We start from the raw sequence: 18,562 nt of genomic DNA, 5'->3' as shown, positions 1-18,562 counted from the left end.
GACGATGGGCCGGGGCTCAGCGATCGGCCAGCGCCCGCAGCGCCGAGGTGAAGTCGCTCAGCGCGGTGCCGCCCCGTTCCTCCAGCCGCCCGAAGAACTCCGCGTCGCAGGCCTCCACGACGGCGACCGCCCGGTTCGCCAGGGCGCGCCCCTCCTCGGTGACCTCCAGGGCCCGCGCCCGCCTGTCGTGCGGGTGCGGGCGACGTTCGACGAACCCGAGACCCTCCAGGGCCCGCAGCACCTGGGAGGTCATCATCGGATCGGTCGCGGCCTGGTCCGCGAGCGCCTTCTGCGTCACCGGCCCCTCCGCCCCGAGGTAGGTGAGGGCCGCGAGCAGCACGAACTGCACGTGGGTCAGGCCGTGGGGCTTGAGGGCCGCCCGCTGCGCGGCCTGCCACCGGTTGGTCACCTGCCAGAGCAACAACCCGGGGCTCTCCTCGGCGGAGTCGAAGCGGGTGTCCAGCCCCTCGCCGCTCACGCGGCCACCGCACCCTCGGCGCCCCGCTCACCCTCCGCGGTGCGGACCAGCGCGGCGAGGTCCCGGCCCAGCGACGCGGCGATGCCCTTGCCGAGGATCACGTTCCACAACCGGGCGAGCGGTCCGGCCAGGGTGACGGTGACGGCCACCTCGGTGCCGCCCTCGGCGGTCGGCGCGACCGTGTGGTGGAACGTCAGCCGTGCCCCCATCAGCAGCGAGACGTCGGTGAAGACCGTGTCGGTCAGCTCGGTGATGACGAACTTGGTCTTCGGCCCGCCCTTGGGCTTCAGCACTCCCGTGCTGCCGGCCGCGAACGGCCCGTCCAGTCGGACCCACTCGGTGTCGGCGTTCCACTCGGGCCAGCCGGCCATGTCGCCCCAGCAGGCGAAGAAGGCGGCGGGTGCGGCGGTGGAGATCCTCGTGGCGCTTCCCAGAGTCATCATGCATTTAGTATGCGCGCTTAGTTGTTTGCCGTCAACAGCTCCCGCCGGTACACCCCCGGCGCCCGACCGAACTCGCGCTTGAACGCCTTGCCGAAGGCGAACTCGCTGCCGTACCCGGTCCGGGCCGCGACCGCGCTCAGCGGCAGATCGCCCTCCCGGAGCAGCGCGGCCGCGCGGGTCATCCGCCACCTGGTCAGGTATGCCAGCGGCGGCTCACCGATCAGCGTGGTGAAGCGCCGCGCGAACGCGGCCCGGGAGAGCCCCGCGACCGAGGCCAGCGACTGCACGGTCCACCCCTCGCCCGGGTCCGCGTGCATCGCCGCGAGGACCGGCGCCACCCCCGGGTCGGTGAGGGCCGCGATCCACCCGCGCGCCGCGGCCGGCGGCTGTTCGTCCAGCCACGCGCGCAGGATGTAGAGGAGCAGCGAGTCGATCAGCGCGGGCACGATCCCGTCCGAGCCCATCCGCGGACGCTCCAGCTCGGCGGAGAGCAGCTGCACCGCGGCGGACAACTCCGGATGCCGCCCCGGCCGCGCGGGCAGGTGGATCATCTCGGGGAAGTGCGCGAGCATCGGGTGCGGCCGCACCTGGTCCAGGTGGTAGTTCCCACAGAGCAGGCTCGCCTCCGCGCCCTGGCCGCCCAGCCGGACCCGACCGATCGGCCGGTTGTCCTCGACCTGCTCCGCGGTGGGCGTGGTCGGCGGCGTCGCCGGGTCGTCGGCGAGCACGTGCGCCCGGCCGTCGCGCAGGAACACCACGTCCCCCGGCCCCAAGGCGATCGGCGGGTACGCCGCGTCACCGTCCTCCGCGGGCAGCAGCCAGCAGGTGCCGTGCAGCACGACATGGAACCCGGCGCCGGCCACGGGCGGCAACCGCAACCCCCACGGCGCGCGCCCGTCCGTCCGCACGGACGCGGGACGCGCGGTCCGCATGGAGGCGAGCGCCTCGGTCAGGATGTCCATACTCCACCTTCCGTTGCAGGCCCCTCAGGGGCGCGAGGCTCTGCCTGTGCGGCTCCGCCGCGTGGGCGCGAGAAACCACCGACGAACCGATGGCCCTGCTCGTTCGGCGCGCCACGTGGTTGGGTGGCTCGTCGCGCAGTTCCTCGCGCCCCCCCGGAGGGTCACACCGTCAGGACGATCTTGCCCTGGACGTGGCCCGTGGCCACCAGCTCGTGGGCCTTCGGGGCGTCCTCCAGGGGGAAGGTCTGCTGGACGAAGGGGCGGACCCGGCCCGCGTCGACCAGGGAGGCGATCGCCTCCAGCGCCGCGTAGTCCGGCTCCACCGAGACGCCCTTGAAGCGGAAGCCCGCCGCGCGGACCCGGTCCGCCAGCGAGGTGTCGCCGTGCTCGAGGATGCTGACGAGCGTCCCGCCGGGGCGAAGGGAGGCGAGCGAACGCTCACCCTGGGCCGTGGAGTCGAACACGACGTCGGCGTCACGGACGGCCTCGGTGAAGTCGACGGTGCGGTAGTCGATGACCTCGTCCGCACCCAGCGAGGCCAGGAACTCGCTCCGCTCGGCGCTGCCCAGGGCGATGACGTGCGCGCCGTGGGCCTTGGCGATCTGGACCGCGAGGTGGCCGACACCGCCCGCGGCACGGTGGATCAGGACGCGGTCGCCCGCAGCCACGCCCGCACGGTCCACCAGGCCCTGCCACGCCGTCAGCGCGGCCAGGGGCAGCGCCGCCGCGTGGACGTGGTCGAGGGTGGCGGGCTTGAGCGCGAAGTGCCGGGAGGGGCCGGCGACGTACTCGGCGTAGCCGGTGGCCGCGCGGGGGAAGAACGGCATGCCGTAGACCTCTTCGCCGACCTCGTACCGCGCGCCCGGGCCGGCCGCGACGACCTCACCGGAGACGTCCCAGCCGACGCCGAACGGCGGCTCGCCCAGCAGTGGGAAGGCGCCCGAGCGGACCGCGAGGTCGACCGGGTTGATCGCACTGGCGTGCACCCGCACCAGGATCTCGCCGGAGCGCGGGGTCGGCCGCTCGGTCTCGACGACCTGGAGCACCTCGGGACCGCCGAAGGACTGCTGGATCACTGCGCGCATGGTTCTCACCCCACGAATCGGTTCGCACCGGGCTGTCGGTTGCGGTGCCCGGCGACGAGATCCACGTTAGGGAGCGGCAGCGAGACGATGAATGGCCCAGAGTCTCTCTGGTATGTCTGAACGTCCACCGTGGACGGCCGGAGCCGTCCACGGTGGAGTGGGGTCAGCTCGGGCGGGTCAGCCCTTCGTCACGCACGCGTTGGCCTTGTTGGACCACAGGCCCTGCAGGTCGAAGGAGCCGGTGCTCAGCGGCACGAAGGCGTCCATGTTCTCGCACTCGTCGCCGATCTCGCCGTTGCGGCCGTTCCAACCGATGCTCGGCCAGAAGTCGGTGACGGTCTCGGCGTACTCGTGCGTCTCGGTCGACTCGATGCCGGAGAGCATGCGGCCGTCGGTCAGCGTGGTGCAGGCGTCCACGCCCAGGTCCGGCACGTAGGGCAGGTTGGTGTAGGCGAGCGTGCCGTAGCTGCTCGACGTCTTGTCGTGCCAGGCACAGAAGTTGGAGCTCGGGAAGTTGTCCGGGTGGGTGCCGGTCGGCGAGACCACGACGTACTGCGCATTGAGGTTCGGCGCCTGCGTGGTGTTGCCGAAGTGCGCGGCGGCGTTCGCGGCCTCGCCCGCGATCTGCGAGGTGGTCGCGCTGGACGGCGCGGCGGCGGCGTTGTCGAACCAGACACCGGCGAGCGGGCTGGTCGCCGGGTGGGTGATGTGCGTGCCACTGGTGCCGCAGTTGCTGGTGCCGCTGGCGACGCCCTCGCAGTACTGGGTGAGGATCGTGCCCCAGGTGTCGGCGCTGCCGTAGAGACCCTTGAACATGTTCTGCAGGTCGGGTGCGACACCGGCCGGGTCGTTGGACCACTGCGAGCCCCAGAACACCAGGTAGACCTGCGGCGTGGGCGACACGACGCCCTGGGTGCCGTTGGACCGCACAGTGAGGGTGTTCCGGCTGCCGGCGGTGGTGGCGACGTGCACGGCTCCCTTGGTGATGGGCTTCACGCCGTGGTGCGCGGCGACCGGCGCGGCAGGCGCCGCGTTCGCACCGCCGGCGAATCCGGCCGCGCCGAGCGCGGCGAGGGACACGGCAACGAGGCTGCGAGCGACGGTTCCGGGCATGCGTATGCGCACAGTGATCCCCTCGGGGGTCAGTCACCTGGATTTCGACCACGACGTGGCCATCCGGGAAACTAACGGCCCGACACCTGTCATGTCTACGGCGCAGACCGTCTCCGGCCGTAAATATTGCGGCGCATGACGTTACGTGAGCGAAATACTCCCGCGATCACGCGGTTCGACGCGCGGCGGCCCTGCGCGCCCGGTCCACCTCGACCGCCTCCCACCGGTCCTGTCAGAACTCCACGGTCCACCCCGGCCACCGCTCGGCCATCGAGTCCACGTGGATCCCGGCAGCCGCGGACAGCTGGATCACCCCGTGGCCGGGAGCGTCCAGCAGCCGGTCCAGCAGCTCCGGCCCCTCGCACAGCGGGTGCTCGACCCGACCCCAGGCTGCCCCGCTCCTCCCGGAACGGGGCAAACTACTCCATTCGGTGGAACCCGGGGCGTATTCAGGTGTGTCCGGAGGCGCCTCGCGCGCGGCGGGACTTGAATCGGAAGACCGTATTGCGACTTCTTTCACAGTCTTTACACCTGCCTGCGGTTCCAGCAGTCCTTCCAGGAAGGCCGTCACGTGATCAAGCACCCTCTCAATCGCGTCGCCACCGCCACCGCCGTCGTCTCGTTGGTTCTGGCCGCGGCGGCGTGCGGGAAGGCAGGGAGCTCCTCCTCCTCTTCCTCCTCCCCTGCAGCCTCGGGAGCCGGGGGTTCGGCGGCGGCGGCCAACGCGACCGGAAGCATCGGCCTGCTGCTGCCGGAGAACACCACCACCCGCTACGAGCAGTTCGACAAGCCGTACTTCGAGGCCGAGGTCAAGGCGCTCGCGCCCAACGTCGAGGTCAAGTACGCCAACGCCGGCGGCAGCCCGCAGACCCAGGCGCAGCAGGCCACCACGATGATCAACTCGGGCGTCAAGGTGCTCGTGGTCGACGCCCAGGACTCGGCGCAGATCAAGTCCTCCGTCGAGGCCGCCAAGGCCAAGGGCATCAAGGTCGTCGCCTACGACCGCCTCGCCCAGGGCCCGGTCGACGCCTACGTGTCGTTCGACAACGTCAAGGTCGGCCACCTCCAGGGCACCGGTCTACTGGCCGTCCTGGGCTCCAAGGCCACGCCGTCCGCGAAGATCGTCGAGATCGACGGCGACTCGGCCGACCCGAACGCCGCCGACTTCAAGTCCGGCTTCCAGAACGCGGTCAAGGGCCACGTCGACATCGCCTACGACGCCTCGGGTCTGTGGAAGCCGGACGTCGCCGCCCAGAAGGCGACGGCCGCGATCAACCAGCTCGGGGCGTCGAACATCTCGGGCTTCTACTCCGCCAACGACGGCATGGCCGCCGGTATCGCCACCTCGATGAAGAACGCGGGCCTGAGCAAGCTGCCGCTGACCGGCCAGGACGCCCAGCTCGACGCTGTCCAGCGGATCGTGGCCGGCACCCAGTCGTTCACCATCTACAAGGCCTACAAGCCCGAGGCCGACGCCGCCGCCCAGCTTGCCGTGAGCCTGCTCACCGGGGCGCCCATCACCTCGATCGTGAACTCGACCAAGACCAACGGCTCCGGCAACACCGTCTCGTCGGACCTGCTGACCCCGGTCCTGGTCAACGTGAGCAACATCAAGCAGACCGTCGTCGCCGACGGCCTCTACACCGTCGCCCAGATCTGCACCCCCGACTTCGCCGCCGCCTGCAAGACCGCCGGCCTGTCGTGAGCAGCCCTGTCGGCAGCTCCTACGCCCGGCTCGACGGCGAGCCGGTCCTGGCCCTGCGCGGCATCTCCAAGCGCTTCGGCGCCGTGCAGGCCCTGACCGACGTCGAGTTGGAGGTGCACAAGGGCGAGGTGGTGGCACTCGTCGGCGACAACGGCGCCGGCAAGTCCACCGTGGTCAAGGCCATCGCCGGCGTGCACCCCATCGACGAGGGGCAGATCGAGTGGGATGGGCGGCCGGTGAGCATCCACCGGCCGCAGGACTCCCAGCACCTCGGCGTCGCCACCGTCTACCAGGACCTGGCGCTCGCCGACAACCTCGACGTCGTCGCCAACCTCTTCCTCGGCCGCGAGCTGACGAAGAACGGGACGCTGGACGAGGTCGGGATGGAGAAGCAGGCCCAGGAGCTCCTGGACACCCTCTCCATCCGCATCCCGAGCGTGCGGATCCCGGTGGCCAGCCTCTCCGGTGGCCAGCGGCAGGTCGTGGCGATCGCCCGTTCGCTGATCGGCAACCCCAAGGTCGTCATCCTGGACGAGCCGACGGCCGCCCTCGGCGTGGAGCAGACCGCGCAGGTGCTCGACCTGGTCGAGCGCCTGCGAGGGCGGGACCTCGGCGTCATCCTGATCAGCCACAACATGGTGGACGTGCGCGCGGTGGCGGACACCGTGGCGGTACTGCGGCTCGGCCGGAACAACGGCACCTTCCCGGTGCAGCAGACCACGCAGGAGACGATCATCGCCGCCATCACCGGTGCCACCGACAACGCGGTGACCCGGCGCGCGGCGCGCGGTGCACAGCGTCCGGAAGGAGAGGCGTGAGCACTCCCCCCACTCCCCCCTCCGACCCGTCGGACCCCGGCCGATACTCGGGCCAGGGCGCCGGCGGGGTGCCAGGCCAGGACATCAGCGGCTTCAACCCGCTGGAGCCGCCGCACGGCATCGACCCGACGCCGGCGGCCGCCGTCGCTCCGCCGGTCGACCCGCGCCTGCTGGTGCGCCAGGAGGGCTTCCGCGGCTACCTGGACGAGTTCAAGCGGAAGGTCCGCGGCGGTGAGCTCGGCTCGCTGCCGGTCGTCATCGGCCTGGTCATCATCTGGCTGATCTTCAGCCTGCAGAACAGCCAGTACTTCACGGCCGCCAACGCCGAGTTCATCGCCTACTACATGGTCGGCCTCGGCATGCTCGCCGTCGGTCTGGTCTTCGTGCTGCTGCTCGGCGAGATCGACCTGTCAGTCGGCTCGGTCAGCGGCCTGGCGGCGGCCATCTACGCGGTGCTGTCCGTCGAACACCACTGGAACGCCTGGCTCGCGGTGATCATCACCCTGCTGACCGGCGCCGCCATCGGGGCCCTGCAGGGCACGATCTTCGCCAAGATCGGTGTGCCCGCGTTCGTGGTCACCCTGGCCGGCTTCCTGGGCTGGCAGGGCTTCATGCTCTGGCTGCTCGGCTCGACCGGCACGATCAACCTGGAGAACAAGGGCCTCAACGCCCTGTTCTCGGGGAACTCGTACTTCCTGGGCGGCCAGATCATCGGCGCCTACCTGCTGGCCATCATCGCGGTGGTCGGCTTCGCGGCCGGGATCTTCACCCAGCAGCGTCGGCGCAAGGCGGCCGGGGTCCCCTACCGGCCCACCGTCGAGCTGCTGGCCCGCACGGCCGTCCTGGCCATCGGGGCGTTCCTGGTCGCCTACGTGCTCAACCAGGCCAGTGGCGTCCCGAACAACGTGGTCATCTTCCTGGCCCTGCTGGTGATCTGCGACTTCGTGCTGCGCCGCACCACCTACGGCCGCAAGATCTTCGCGGTCGGCGGCAACATCGAGGCCAGCCGTCGCGCGGGTATCAGCGTGCCGATGGTCCGGATCTCGGTCTACGCCATCTCCGGCACCTTCGCCGCGCTGGGCGGCCTCGCCATCGCGGCCACCACCAACGCGGCCGGCCAGGCGGGTGCCGACCCGAACAACCTGATGATGGCCATCGCCGCCGCGGTCATCGGTGGCACCTCGCTGTTCGGTGGTCGCGGCCGGGTCTGGTCGGCCCTGCTCGGCATCCTGGTCATCGAGTCGATCAACGCCGGACTGTTCATGCTGGGTCTGACCCTCGACATCCAGTACATGATCACCGGTGCCGTCCTGCTCGCAGCAGTCGTCGTCGACTCGCTGTCGCGCCGCACCCAGAAGTCCTCCGGACGCGCCTGACGGCCGAACCGGGCACTGGCGGGCACTGGCCGGGTTCTTCGTGGGTCTCACATGATTCCCACAAAGAACCCGGCCAGCATCATGCCGTGGACACCCTGCAGCCCCCCGCCCTCGGCGACCGCTACCTGCTGTGCGAACTGCTCGGCAGCGGCGGCATGGCCGAGGTCTACCGCGCCCGCGACCTGCGCCTGGACCGCACCGTCGCGGTCAAGGTGCTGCGCCCCGAGCTGGCCGCCGACCCGATCCAGCGCGTGCGCTTCGGCCGCGAGGCGCGCGCCGCAGCGTCCCTGAACCACCCCGGGATCGTCGCCGTCTTCGACTCCGGCGAGGGCGCGGGCCCCCACCTCGACCTGCCGTACCTGGTGATGGAGTACCTGCCGGGCCGGACTCTGGCGCAGCTGCTGGCCGAGACCGGCCCGCTGCCGCCGCGTCAGGCGCTGCGCGCTGTCGCCGAGGTCCTCGAGGCCCTCGACCATGCGCACCGGGCCGGCATGGTCCACCGGGACGTCAAGCCGGCCAACGTGATGGTCGTCGAGGACGCCGCCGCGACGGTCAAGCTGATGGACTTCGGTATCGCGCGCAGCCTGGGTCACCGTCCGGGCAACGGTCCGGGTCACGGCTCGGCCGCGGCCGAGCAGGCGCTGACGGCGGTCGGCATGGTCATCGGCACCGCGGACTACCTCTCCCCCGAGCAGGCCCGCGGCGAGTCGGCCGACGCGCGCAGCGACCTGTACGCCGTCGGCTGTCTGCTGCACGAACTCCTGACGGGCGTTCCGCCGCTGACGGCCGACACCCCGCTGAACACCGTCATGCGCCGCCTGCGCGAGGACCCCGAGCCGCCGTCGCTGCTGGCGCCCTCGCTGACACCGGACGTCGACGCGCTGGTGCTGCGGGCCCTGGCGCGCGACCCCGCCGCCCGCTACCCCGACGCCGCTGCCATGGCCGCGGCCGTGCGCGCCGTGGCCGCCACGGAGGCGAGCGGCTCCGCCCCGACGATGCCCCTGGGCCACGCCGTCACCGTCGCGGACCTGCCGGTGCCGATGCCCGGACGGGCGGGCGGCGACGACGACCGCGACGGCAGCAGCGGGGAGACCTTCGCGCCGTCGGGTCCGTTCACGGTCACGGCGCCGGGGCGCCCCACGGCGGTGGCCCCGCAGGTGACCCAGGCGCCGGTCGAGGCGGGTTCACGGCGGCGGGAGCGGCCGCGTCGGGGCCGCGGGAAGGCCGTCGCGGTGACGGTCGCGGTCGCGGCGGTGGTCTCGGTGGGCGGCTGGCTCGCCCTCGACGCGGGCAGCACCCCGGCCGCCGCCGGCACGACCCACGTGCTGCCGGATCTGACCGGCCAGAGCCTCTCCCACGCGCGGCGCGAGCTGCAGGCCCTCGGGTTGCACCTCGGCCACCTGGCCGTGGGCTCCTGCGCGGGGACCAAGGCCGCGCCGCGCACGGTCTGCACCCAGTCCCCCGCCGCCGGGACCGCCCTCGGGCACGGGGCGGCCGTGGAGTTGTCCGTCTCCCGCCCCACCGGGATTGCCGCGGGGGCCGGAGCGCCGTAGCGTCGAGACGTGATCAATGGTGCGCATGTGGTCATCTACACCAGCGATGCGGAGGCCGACCGGGCCTTCTTCCGCGACGTGCTCGGCCTGCCCCATGTGGACGCCGGACGCGGCTGGCTCATCTTCAAGGCCCCACCGACCGAGGTCGCGTTCCATCCGACCTCATCGGTCCACTCGCACGAGCTCATGCTGATGTGCGACGACCTGATGGCGACCATGGCGGAGCTGCAGACGAAGGGGGTGGAGTTCACCCGCCCGGTCGAGCAGCTCGCCTGGGGGCTGCTCACCGGCCTGCGCCTGCCGGGCGGGGGCGACCTGGCCCTCTACGAGCCGAGCCACCCCCGCGCGACGGACTGAGACCGGAACGGCCGAGGACGTCAGGTGAGCTTGACGACCTTGTGCATGCCGAGGAAGGCGTGCGGGATCCCGGACTTGTCGTCCGGGATGAAGCAGAGCAGCGCGTAACTGCCCTTCTTCGGGTGGAACGACAGCAGCTGGAACCGGCCCGGCGACTGCGCCGCGAGCCCGCGGGACACCGCCTCGGCGAACGGGTTCTGGCCCTTGCCGGTGGTCAGGAAGACCGTCAGGTCGCGGTTGGTGGTGCCCGGCTTCACCCGCTGGAACATCAGCTCGTGGATCTCCGGCGCCTTGTTGCGCACCAGGTAGGTGCCGCCGTCCATGAGCTTGTCCGGCGAGACGAAGCGCGGTCCGGCCTTCGTGTCCACCTGGTCGATCTCGCCGTCGACCTTGGGCAGCCAGTCGCGGAACGGGCCCTTGACGTCCAGACGGTGGAAGACCGGCGGCGGCGCGTTCGGGACGAAGAACTGGCCGAAGTCGAAGAACCAGTAGGTCCCCGCGCAGAGCGGGATGGTGTCGTCGACGACCGTGCTGGGCTCCACGGCCGCCCCGCCCACCAGCGTCGCGTCGCGCTGGACCTGCCGGATGCCCTTGGCGGCGGTCTTGGGGTCGGGGCTGACCGCCAGGCGGATGTCGGCGATCAGCTGCGCCTGGGTCACGCCCTTGTGCAGCCGGACGCCCTGAAGATCGTGTCCGTTGGCGTCCTTCGTACTGACCTCGAAGGTGACGAAGCCGGCCCGGACCTCCCTGGGGAGGGTGAAGCCCTTGTTGGTCATGTCGACAGTGACGGTCCGGCCATGGGGCTTGTCCGGGGTCGCCGCCTGGGCGACAGGTCCGGCGACGAGCGCCGGGCCGACGAGAGCCACGGCAGCCGTGGTGATCGCGGCAGCGAGCTTGGTCGGTCTCAGCATGCAGCGTCCTCTTTTCGGTTTCCGCGGGGCCCCTCCGCAGCCCTGAACGTGCGGCAGCCCCGCGACCATGCTCCGACCGGGCCTGGTGCGCGACGGCCTCGTCGCCACCGTGTCCGAGCCAAATCGCCCGAACGGGCGCCAAGGCGGAACATGAGTTCCCACATGGCACATGAGGACGAATCACCCAGGCACGTCTGAGTAGGAACGCCCTGGTTCGACCAGCCGTCCTGCCAAGAGGATCACGGCATGCAAGCTTTCCTGGGTCTGCTGCTGCGCCGACGCGCCCACGTCTGCGTGAGCAGCGACGAGATCATCGTGCTCCGTGCCCGCCTGGAGGCGGCCGAGACGGCCGTCGCGGCGCTCTCCGCCGAGACCCGTCGCCTGGCCCGGGAGCACGACCAGCTCGCGGTCCTGCTCCGACGCCGCGGGGGCGCGCGGGTCCCCGAGCAGCGGGCGGATCACCCGCAGGTGGTCTCGTCACCACCCGCCGCGCATGCTTGAGTGGAGGCCATGACGACTCTCGAACCGGCCACCACCGCCCTGCTCCTGATCGAGTTTCAGAACGAGTTCGTCTCCGAGGGCGGGGTGCTGCACGAGGCCGTGCGCCCGGTCATGGAGGCCACCGGGATGCTCGACAACACCCGTGCGCTGGTCGCCTCCGCCCGCGAGGCGGGCGTGACGATCGTCCACGCCCCGATCTCCTTCGCCCCCGGCTACCACGAGATCACCCGCCACCCGTACGGCATCCTCAAGGGAGTCGTCGACGGCAACGCCTTCGTCAAGGGCACCTGGGGAGCGGAGATCGCCGACGCCCTCGCGCCGCAGCCGGGCGACATCGTGGTGGAGGGCAAGCGCGGCCTCGACACCTTCGCCAGCACCAACCTGGACTTCATCCTCCGCAGCAAGGGCATCACCACGCTGGTGATCGCCGGCTTCCTCACCAACTGCTGCGTCGAGTCGACGATGCGCACGGGGTACGAGAACGGCTACCAGGTCGTCACGCTGACGGACTGCATGGCGGCGGCCTCCAAGGAGGAGCACGAGAACGCGATCGCCTACGACTTCCCGATGTTCTCCACCCCGCAGACCTCTGCGGAGATCGCCGCGCGCCTGCCGTGAGCTCCGGCCCGGGGCTCAGCCGCGGTGGGCGCCCGTGTAGAAGAGCAGCATCACGAAGGCCCCGAAGAGGTGCAGGCCGATGACGTAGATGAAGACACGGACGTTGACCCGCCGCGCGGTGGTCTCGGCGCCGTCCTCGACGCCGGGGACGTCGTTGGCGTGCATGGTGCCGCGGAAGGGGAGGTGATCAGCCAAGGCACAACTCCGAGGTCGGGCTCTGCAGCAGCGTGTGCAGGAAGAGCAGATCGGTGCCGGACGGCGTGTCCGCCGCCAGGCGGTGGGGGCGCATGGAGTCGAAGTGGGCGGAGTCGCCCGGCTCCAGCAGGTGGCGCTCCTTGTCCAGGGTGAGGATCAGGCGGCCGGTGAGGACGTAGAGCCACTCCTCGCCGGGGTGGACCCGCACCACCGCGTCCTGGATGCCCGGTGGCACGTGCACGCGCAGCGCCTGCATCGCACGGCCTGGCGCACCGGCCGGCCGGTAGGTCCAGCCGCCGGCGACGCTCGGCTCGGCCGCGCCGCCGCGGATCACCGCGGCGGGCGCGGTCGGGGACTCCCCGAGCAGGACGTCGAGCGGGACGGCGTAAGCTCGGGAGAGGCCCAGCAGCACGGGCAAGGAGGGCTGCCGTTTGGCGGTCTCCAGCCGGGAGAGGTGGGCCGGCGAGAGCCCGACCCGCGCGGCGGCGGCCTCCAACGTCAGGCCGCTGCGCAGGCGGCGCTCGCGCAGCCGGGCTCCGAGCCCGGGGAGGTCCTCGGGTCGCAGTTCCGTACCGACGGCGTCGGGGGCGCTTTCGTCCATGGCCATGGCTCCAGTGGACACCCGAGCGACCCGATAGGCAAGTTTCTTGCCCCTGAGGCAAAATTCACGCGAAGATCACCGTTGTCGTCGCGACCCGTGGGGCTACCGGGTCGTAAGGTAAGCGCATAAATCCGTAGTCGAAGGGGCTTGTCGATGGCGAGCGCATCAGACCCGGTCGCGCGCGCCGCCGAGCTGACCACCGCCGTCCTCACCTCCGTCGGCATCGGGGTGTGGCGGTGGAACCGGGGCGAGGGTGTTCTGGAGGCCGACGCGCGCACGCGCGAGCTGCTCGACCTCCCGGCCGATGGACCGCTGCCGAGTGCCGCCACCATCCGCGCCCGCCTGCACGGCGAGGACTTCGTCCGGCTCAGCGCGTTGGCCCAGCTGACAGCCGGCGAGCAGCGCCCCGACGAGATCCGGGTCCGCGTGGTCTCCCCGGACGGGCGCTTGCTGCGCGGGCTCCACGTGCAGCTCTCTCCTGGGCCCGCGGGCAGCCCCTACAGCGTGCAGGGCACCGTCCTGGACGGGCGGTCGCGGTTCTGCGGCACCGATGCGAGCACGACGCCCGGCTTCGCAGCGGCCGTCCGGCCGGCCGCGGCCCGGCCCTCGGCCGTCCCCGGGGACGCCCCCCTCGACGCCAACAGTCGACGCCCCGGCGCGGCCGAGTCTCCCGCCGCCGTCCCCGCCCCGGGCGCCGAGGACGAGGACCGCGAACACCGCCAGATCCGCGAGCTCAACGCACTGCCCGCGGCCGCTCCCCGGCTGCCCGCCGCCGACCTGCGCCGCTCCCGCGAGGCGTTCCTGCTCGACGCCGGGCGGGCGCTGGCCGAGGCCGGGACCACCAGCGAGGTGCTGCGGGTCGCCGCCACGCTCGCGATGCCGGGCTTCTCGCCCGACGGGCAGGCCGTGTTCGGCGTCAAGGGCACCAAGCTCACGGTGGTCGGCCATCACGGCCACACCGCCGCCCAGGCCGTCCCGTTCGAGATGCCGCTGGACACCGAGTACCCGGCGGCGACCGTGGTCCGCACCGGACGGCCGATCTACCTCTCCTCGCCCGCCGCCTACCAGCGCGACTTCCCGGCGACCTGGCCGCTGGCCGCCGGCTTCGGTCGTCAGTCCTGGGCGTTCCTCCCGCTGGTGACGGCGGGCCGGACGACCGGGGCATGGCTCGCCGCCTTCGAGACGGCGGTGGGCTTCACCCCCGACGAGCGGGCCGTGCTCTCCACCGTGGCCCGGATGCTCTCGCAGGCCCTGGAACGCGCCCACACCAACGAGGCCGAAAGGGCCCTCTCCCGCGGACTGCGCCGCAGCATGGGCGACTCGGCCCGCGAGATCGACGGTCTGACCGTGACCGCCCGCTACGTGCCCACCGGCGGCGGGCTGCTCGTCGGCGGGGACTGGTACGACGTCATCGACCTGCCGGGCGGCCGGATCGCGCTGGTCGTCGGCGACGTGCAGGGCCACGACGTCCACGCCGCCGGCGTGATGTCCCGGCTGCGCACGGCCGTGCACGCCTACGCCGTCGAGGGCCACCGGCCCGACGCCGTGCTGTCGCGCGCCTCGCGGTTCCTGGCCAGCGTCGACGAGGACCGGTTCGCCACCTGCCTCTACATCGAGGCCGACCCGGCGCGCGGCCGCCTGGAGATCGCCCGCGCCGGCCACCCGCACCCGGTGCTGCGGATGCCCGACGGCACGACCGTGATCCGGCACGTCGACGGCGGCCTGCCACTGGGACTGGCCCCGGAGGGCGAGGACTACCCCGTCACCGAAGTGGAGCTCCAGGTCGGCGAGATCCTCATGGTCTGCACCGACGGTTTGATCGAGACCGGCGGACACGACATGTTCAGCGGCTGGGTCCGCGTCCGGGACGTCATGGCGCCCGGGCCCGCCCATGACCTGGAGGGCATGGCGGACGCCCTGATCCGGGCCGTGCACGGCCCGGGCTCGCACCGTGGGCCGGGCCGGCTCGCGGACCGCCGCGAGGACGACATCGCCCTGCTGCTGCTCCGTCGCGACCCGATCGACGGCGCGCCGAGGCCCGTCGGGCGGCGGCTGATGCTGACCGTCGGCCAGGGCCAGCCGGCCAAGGTCGGCGCGGCCAGGCGCGAGCTGCGCGCCATCCTCCAGGACTGGAACAGCCAGGACGCGGCCGACGCCGCCGTGCTGCTCGTCTCCGAACTGCTGACCAACGTGCTGCTGCACACCGACCAGGAGGGCGCGCTTCTCGCCGAGCTGTGGGGCGCGCCGGGCGAGCGGCGGCTGCGCATCGAGGTCTCGGACGGCAGCGACGAGCTGCCGCACCGCCGCTCCCCGGGCGAGATGGCCTCCTCCGGCCGCGGCCTGGTCCTGCTCGACCTGCTGGCCGAGCGCTGGGGCGTGCGCCCCAGCGGCGAGGGCAAGGTCGTCTGGTTCGAGATGAACGAGAAGCCGGACGGTCAGTCGAGCGTGTAGTCGAGCCAGATGCGGTGGGTCCCGTCGGCGTCCACGGTCATGCCGCCCGTGCCGGCTATCCCGGCGAGCCCGCCGGTGCCGCTGCCCGGCACCAGGACGAAGAACTCGCTCTGCCGGTCCGCGCCTGTCGTGGAGGCGGAGTGGGCGAAGTTGAACGTGCCCGCGTGGCCGTCGACCGTGCCCTCGAAGGACTCCAGGGCGAGATAGGTGCCGATGCCGCGCGCCGCGTCGAAGGCGGCGGTGAAGATCGTCTCCGAGCGGCCCTCGATGGCGCCCGCGAAGTGCTTCTCCATGATGGAGACGCCGGTGGCCAGCGCCGTCACAACCGTGCCGGAGAGCTTGTCGGAAAGCTCTCCGGCCGGGACGGGCTCCATGCTGACGACGGAAAAGGTGCCGTTGGCTCGCATGACGCCAAGCTATCGGCCGCCACTGACAACCGCGCACGAACCGGAAAAGGCGGTGGCCACGGTTGCCGCGCCGGTGCCATGCTGGCCGCGTGGACGGACCGGAGATCATCATCAGCTTCGCCCCCGAGCTGCACCTCTTCGTCGCGGCCGCGCGCCGCGCCGCGGAGGGCGCTGCGGTGCGCACCGACGGATCGTCCACGCTGGGCCACGTCGTGGAGTCCCTCGGCGTGCCGCTGACCGAGGTCGGCGGCCTGACGCTCGCCGCAGCGCCTTGCGACACCGGCTACGTGCCCGTCGCGGGCGACCGCGTCCACGTCTCCCCGGTCGTGCGCCCCCAGGCGCTGCCCGGGCCGGCGCGCTTCCTGCTCGACGTGCACCTCGGCACTCTCGCGCGCCGGCTGCGGCTGCTCGGCGTCGACGCCGCCTACGAGCGGCTCGACATCGGCGACGCGGCGCTCGCCGCCCAGTCCGCCCGCGAGCAGCGGGTGATGCTCTCGCGCGACCGCGGCCTGCTGCACCGTCGCGAGCTGTGGGCCGGCGCGTACGTGTACAGCCACCGCCCCGAGGAGCAGCTCACCGACGTGCTGGAGCGGTTCGCGCCGCCGCTCGCGCCGTGGACCCGCTGCACCGCATGCAACGGCGAGCTGCGTCCGGCGACGCTGGACGAGGTGCGCCCGCAGCTGCGTGAGGGCACCGAGCGCTCGTACGACACCTTCGCCCGCTGCACCGCCTGCGGCCGCGCGTACTGGCGCGGCGCGCACCAGGACGGCCTCAACGACATCGTCGCGGACGCGCTGCGTCTGGTGGGCGGATCCGGAGAGCCGGGAGCGGGCGTGCGAGGATCGGGGCAGGGCTGAGCGCCGGACTCGCCCGCCGCTCAGGAGCCACCCCCATGACCCGTTCCACCGCCGACCAGCCCCACGAGAGGGAGGCCGGGCTCGCCGCCGAGCAGCGCCGTCACTGGGAGCGGACGTACGCCGCGAACCCCGGCATGTACGGCGCGGAGGCGTCCGGCCCCGCCCGGCACGCGGCGCGGGCCTTCGGTGAGGCCGGCGCGCACGAGGTGCTGGAGCTCGGCGCCGGCCACGGTCGCGACGCCCTCTCCTTCGCCCGCGCGGGCTTCTCGGTCCTGGCCACGGACTTCAGCGATGTCGGCCTGGCCCAGCTGCGCGCGCAGGCCGCCGCGGACGGCCTCGCCGACCTGGTCCGGACCGCGACCCACGACGTCCGGACGCCGCTGCCGCTGCCCGACGCGAGCGTCGACGCCGTCTACGCCCACATGCTGCTGTGCATGGCGCTCTCCACGGCGGAGATCCGCGCGCTGGTGCGGGAGGTCGCCCGGGTGCTGCGCCCCGGCGGCACCTTCGCGTACACCGTCCGCCACGACGGCGACGCCCACTACGGCGCGGGCACGGACCGCGGCGACGACATCTGGGAGCACGGCGGCTTCGCGGTGCACTTCTTCTCGCGCGCGCTGGTGGAGGAGCTGGCGCAGGGCTGGACGCTGCGCGAGGTCCACGCCTTCGAGGAGGGGGAGCTGCCGCGCCGCCTGTGGCGCGTCACGCAGACCAGGCCCTGAGCGGTCCGTCCCCTGAACGGCGCCGCGCGCGCTGCGGCGACCGGGCGACGGGTGTTCGCTGGAGGGCATGACCATCGCTACCGCGAAACTCTCCGACCCCGTCGTCCGCCGCCTCGTCGAGGCGATCAACGGCCACGACCGCAACGCGTTCGTGGGCCTGCTGACGACGGACGCGACCATGTCCGACGACGGCTCGGACCGGAACCTGCAGGAATGGATCGACCGCGAGATCTTCGACGCGGGCGGCCGCATGGACGTCCAGAAGGAGTCGGACGGCGGGCACACCCTGCTGGCCAGGTTCCGCAACGACACCTGGGGCGAGATGAGCACCGTCTGGCGCTTCGACGTCCACGACGGCCGCGTCAGCCGCTTCGAGACCGGCCAGGCCTGATCAGCGGTCCGCTGCGGACCGCACGATCAGCACCGAGCAGGGTGCGTACTGCGCGAGGTGCTGGCTGACCGAGCCCAGCATGATGCCCTTGAACCCGCCGTAGCCGCGGCTGCCGACCACCAGCAGCCGCGCGTCCTGCGCGGCGTCCAGCAGCACCTGGGTGGGGCTCCCCTGCACCACCCGCCGCCGGATCCGCGGCTGCGGCCCCGGACCGACGGCCTCGGCGACGGCCTCCGCGAGTCGGTGCTCGGCCTGCTCCTCGAAGCTCTTCCCCTCCAGCCCCGGCGCGGGCTCGGGCACGGAGAAGATGCTGGGCCACTCCCACGCCAGCACGGCGTGCACCAGGCTGTCGGTCAACTCGGCCTGCCGCAGGGCGGCGCGCAGCGCCTCGGCACCGTGCGGCGAGCCGTCCACACCGACGACGACGATGTCGGGCACCTGGTCGGCGGTCGAAGTCATATGATTCCTCCCTGTTTGTCGCGCTTGCCCACGCTCTCATCCCTCCACGGCTGCGCCGAGCCGCCACGCCCAGTTGCACTCCCCGCAGGGGCGCGGGGAACTGCGCGACAGGTCACCGCCCCTGGGGAGTGCGACTATCGGCGCCAGCTCTCGCCGTACTGGCGCCACTGTTCGCCCGTCTCGCGGCCGCGCTGTTCCGCGTCGCGGCCGATGTCGCGGCCGATGTCGCGGCTGCGATCCCCCGCGCCGCGCGGGGAGGTCGGGGTGGGCTGCTCCGGTGTGGGCGCAGCGGGCGGGGGCGCAGCCGGCGTCTGCGTGGACGGGGGTGCGGTGGCCGGCGCAGTCGTGGGAGGCGGGTCGGCGACCTCCTGGTCGCTGCCGCAGGCGGTGAGCGCGGCAAAGGCCGCGCCCAGCACGGCGACCGTCAGGAATGCGCGGGCCCGTCGGCGAGTGATCGTTCGCATGGTGCCATCCTCGGCGCCACCGCCCCGCGCCCCGCCCGCCGAAGGACCCCTCTCCACCCGTCCTAGGTCCCCTCCCCGCCCGGGAAGCACGGCCG

General features: G+C 72.4%; 23 protein-coding genes. 11 read left to right on the top strand and 12 right to left on the bottom strand.

From position 1 onward, the window contains the following. Positions 1-16: 16 nt before the first annotated feature. From BMY61_RS36685 to BMY61_RS36660, 6 genes are all read right to left on the bottom strand, one after another. Positions 17-478 (bottom strand): MarR family winged helix-turn-helix transcriptional regulator, encoded by a 462-nt coding sequence (locus BMY61_RS36685; RefSeq protein WP_042455987.1) that lies wholly within the window; start codon positions 476-478, stop codon positions 17-19. Further along, positions 475-921 (bottom strand): SRPBCC family protein, encoded by a 447-nt coding sequence (locus BMY61_RS36680; protein ID WP_052439251.1) that lies wholly within the window; start codon positions 919-921, stop codon positions 475-477. Before BMY61_RS36680 ends, BMY61_RS36685 begins: the two co-directional genes overlap by 4 nt. Before the next feature lie 17 nt (positions 922-938). After that, entirely contained in the window at positions 939-1,883 is a 945-nt protein-coding gene (locus BMY61_RS36675) for an AraC family transcriptional regulator (protein WP_042455985.1), read from the bottom strand. Positions 1,884-2,044: 161 nt separating this feature from the next. Then, positions 2,045-2,968, bottom strand: a complete 924-nt coding sequence (locus BMY61_RS36670; RefSeq protein WP_042455978.1) for an NADP-dependent oxidoreductase — start codon at positions 2,966-2,968, stop codon at positions 2,045-2,047. Between the two features lie 177 nt (positions 2,969-3,145). Further along, positions 3,146-4,048 (bottom strand): hypothetical protein, encoded by a 903-nt coding sequence (locus BMY61_RS36665; protein WP_052439250.1) that lies wholly within the window; start codon positions 4,046-4,048, stop codon positions 3,146-3,148. Positions 4,049-4,313: 265 nt separating this feature from the next. Continuing rightward, a complete protein-coding gene (locus tag BMY61_RS36660) occupies positions 4,314-4,499 on the bottom strand; it encodes a hypothetical protein (RefSeq protein WP_042455976.1) in 186 nt (61 codons plus the stop codon). Between the two features lie 156 nt (positions 4,500-4,655). On the opposite strand from BMY61_RS36660, the gene BMY61_RS36655 reads away from it, so the two are divergent. The 5 genes from BMY61_RS36655 (at position 4,656) to BMY61_RS36635 (ending at position 9,890) form a co-directional block, all read left to right on the top strand. Continuing rightward, positions 4,656-5,786, top strand: coding sequence for a sugar ABC transporter substrate-binding protein (locus BMY61_RS36655; RefSeq protein ID WP_042456052.1), 1,131 nt, complete (start codon positions 4,656-4,658; stop codon positions 5,784-5,786). Continuing rightward, positions 5,783-6,604, top strand: coding sequence for an ATP-binding cassette domain-containing protein (locus BMY61_RS36650; protein WP_042455975.1), 822 nt, complete (start codon positions 5,783-5,785; stop codon positions 6,602-6,604). Before BMY61_RS36655 ends, BMY61_RS36650 begins: the two co-directional genes overlap by 4 nt. Positions 6,605-6,687: 83 nt before the next feature. Next, entirely contained in the window at positions 6,688-7,980 is a 1,293-nt protein-coding gene (locus tag BMY61_RS36645; protein WP_052439256.1) for a sugar ABC transporter permease, read from the top strand. A gap of 86 nt (positions 7,981-8,066) precedes the next feature. Continuing rightward, the gene (locus tag BMY61_RS36640) at positions 8,067-9,533 is read left to right on the top strand and encodes a protein kinase domain-containing protein (protein WP_052439249.1); all 1,467 of its coding nucleotides are present in this window, start codon (positions 8,067-8,069) and stop codon (positions 9,531-9,533) included. Between the two features lie 9 nt (positions 9,534-9,542). Then, positions 9,543-9,890: a VOC family protein gene (locus tag BMY61_RS36635; RefSeq protein WP_042455972.1), complete on the top strand. Its 348-nt coding sequence runs from the start codon at positions 9,543-9,545 to the stop codon at positions 9,888-9,890. A gap of 20 nt (positions 9,891-9,910) precedes the next feature. Here the strand turns inward: BMY61_RS36635 and BMY61_RS36630 are convergent, their stop codons facing one another. Further along, positions 9,911-10,801 (bottom strand): hypothetical protein, encoded by an 891-nt coding sequence (locus tag BMY61_RS36630; protein WP_042455970.1) that lies wholly within the window; start codon positions 10,799-10,801, stop codon positions 9,911-9,913. A 246-nt stretch (positions 10,802-11,047) separates the two neighbouring features. Between BMY61_RS36630 and BMY61_RS45580 the strand changes: the two genes are divergently transcribed. Together BMY61_RS45580 and BMY61_RS36620 are read left to right on the top strand one after the other, a co-directional pair. Then, positions 11,048-11,302 carry a hypothetical protein gene (locus tag BMY61_RS45580; RefSeq protein WP_042455968.1) on the top strand — a complete coding sequence of 85 codons (255 nt, stop codon included), beginning with the start codon at positions 11,048-11,050 and terminating at the stop codon, positions 11,300-11,302. Between the two features lie 9 nt (positions 11,303-11,311). Continuing rightward, the gene (locus tag BMY61_RS36620; protein ID WP_042456045.1) at positions 11,312-11,920 is read left to right on the top strand and encodes a cysteine hydrolase family protein; all 609 of its coding nucleotides are present in this window, start codon (positions 11,312-11,314) and stop codon (positions 11,918-11,920) included. A gap of 15 nt (positions 11,921-11,935) precedes the next feature. On the opposite strand, the gene BMY61_RS36615 is transcribed toward BMY61_RS36620, so the two are convergent. Next, positions 11,936-12,115: a DUF6126 family protein gene (locus BMY61_RS36615; protein WP_042455966.1), complete on the bottom strand. Its 180-nt coding sequence runs from the start codon at positions 12,113-12,115 to the stop codon at positions 11,936-11,938. After that, complete coding sequence (locus tag BMY61_RS36610; RefSeq protein WP_042455964.1) at positions 12,108-12,716, bottom strand: helix-turn-helix domain-containing protein; 609 nt, start codon at positions 12,714-12,716, stop codon at positions 12,108-12,110. The genes BMY61_RS36615 and BMY61_RS36610 overlap by 8 nt, the downstream gene beginning before the upstream one ends. A 153-nt stretch (positions 12,717-12,869) precedes the next feature. Here BMY61_RS36610 and BMY61_RS36605 point away from each other — a divergent pair, with 153 nt between their 5' ends. Then, positions 12,870-15,167 carry an ATP-binding SpoIIE family protein phosphatase gene (locus BMY61_RS36605; protein WP_042455962.1) on the top strand — a complete coding sequence of 766 codons (2,298 nt, stop codon included), beginning with the start codon at positions 12,870-12,872 and terminating at the stop codon, positions 15,165-15,167. Here BMY61_RS36605 and BMY61_RS36600 read toward each other — a convergent pair. Continuing rightward, positions 15,152-15,574 carry a DUF3224 domain-containing protein gene (locus BMY61_RS36600; RefSeq protein ID WP_042455960.1) on the bottom strand — a complete coding sequence of 141 codons (423 nt, stop codon included), beginning with the start codon at positions 15,572-15,574 and terminating at the stop codon, positions 15,152-15,154. The two genes, BMY61_RS36605 and BMY61_RS36600, sit on opposite strands and share 16 nt — an antisense overlap. An 89-nt stretch (positions 15,575-15,663) precedes the next feature. On the opposite strand from BMY61_RS36600, the gene BMY61_RS36595 reads away from it, so the two are divergent. From BMY61_RS36595 to BMY61_RS36585, 3 genes are all read left to right on the top strand, one after another. Continuing rightward, positions 15,664-16,431 (top strand): Mut7-C RNAse domain-containing protein, encoded by a 768-nt coding sequence (locus BMY61_RS36595; protein ID WP_042455956.1) that lies wholly within the window; start codon positions 15,664-15,666, stop codon positions 16,429-16,431. 35 nt (positions 16,432-16,466) lie between these two features. After that, complete coding sequence (locus BMY61_RS36590) at positions 16,467-17,153, top strand: class I SAM-dependent methyltransferase (RefSeq protein WP_042455953.1); 687 nt, start codon at positions 16,467-16,469, stop codon at positions 17,151-17,153. A 67-nt stretch (positions 17,154-17,220) separates the two neighbouring features. Continuing rightward, positions 17,221-17,544 carry a hypothetical protein gene (locus tag BMY61_RS36585; protein ID WP_042455950.1) on the top strand — a complete coding sequence of 108 codons (324 nt, stop codon included), beginning with the start codon at positions 17,221-17,223 and terminating at the stop codon, positions 17,542-17,544. Here BMY61_RS36585 and BMY61_RS36580 read toward each other — a convergent pair whose 3' ends face one another. Both BMY61_RS36580 and BMY61_RS36575 read right to left on the bottom strand, forming a co-directional pair. Beyond that, positions 17,545-18,003, bottom strand: a complete 459-nt coding sequence (locus tag BMY61_RS36580) for a universal stress protein (RefSeq protein WP_042455943.1) — start codon at positions 18,001-18,003, stop codon at positions 17,545-17,547. A gap of 134 nt (positions 18,004-18,137) precedes the next feature. Then, on the bottom strand, positions 18,138-18,467 hold the full coding sequence (locus BMY61_RS36575) for a hypothetical protein (protein WP_052439248.1): 330 nt from the start codon (positions 18,465-18,467) through the stop codon (positions 18,138-18,140). Positions 18,468-18,562: the final 95 nt, after the last annotated feature.

It is taken from the genome of Streptacidiphilus jiangxiensis (assembly GCF_900109465.1).
GTDB lineage: Bacteria > Actinomycetota > Actinomycetes > Streptomycetales > Streptomycetaceae > Streptacidiphilus > Streptacidiphilus jiangxiensis.
This window is presented reverse-complemented; position numbering and strand designations above follow the sequence as displayed.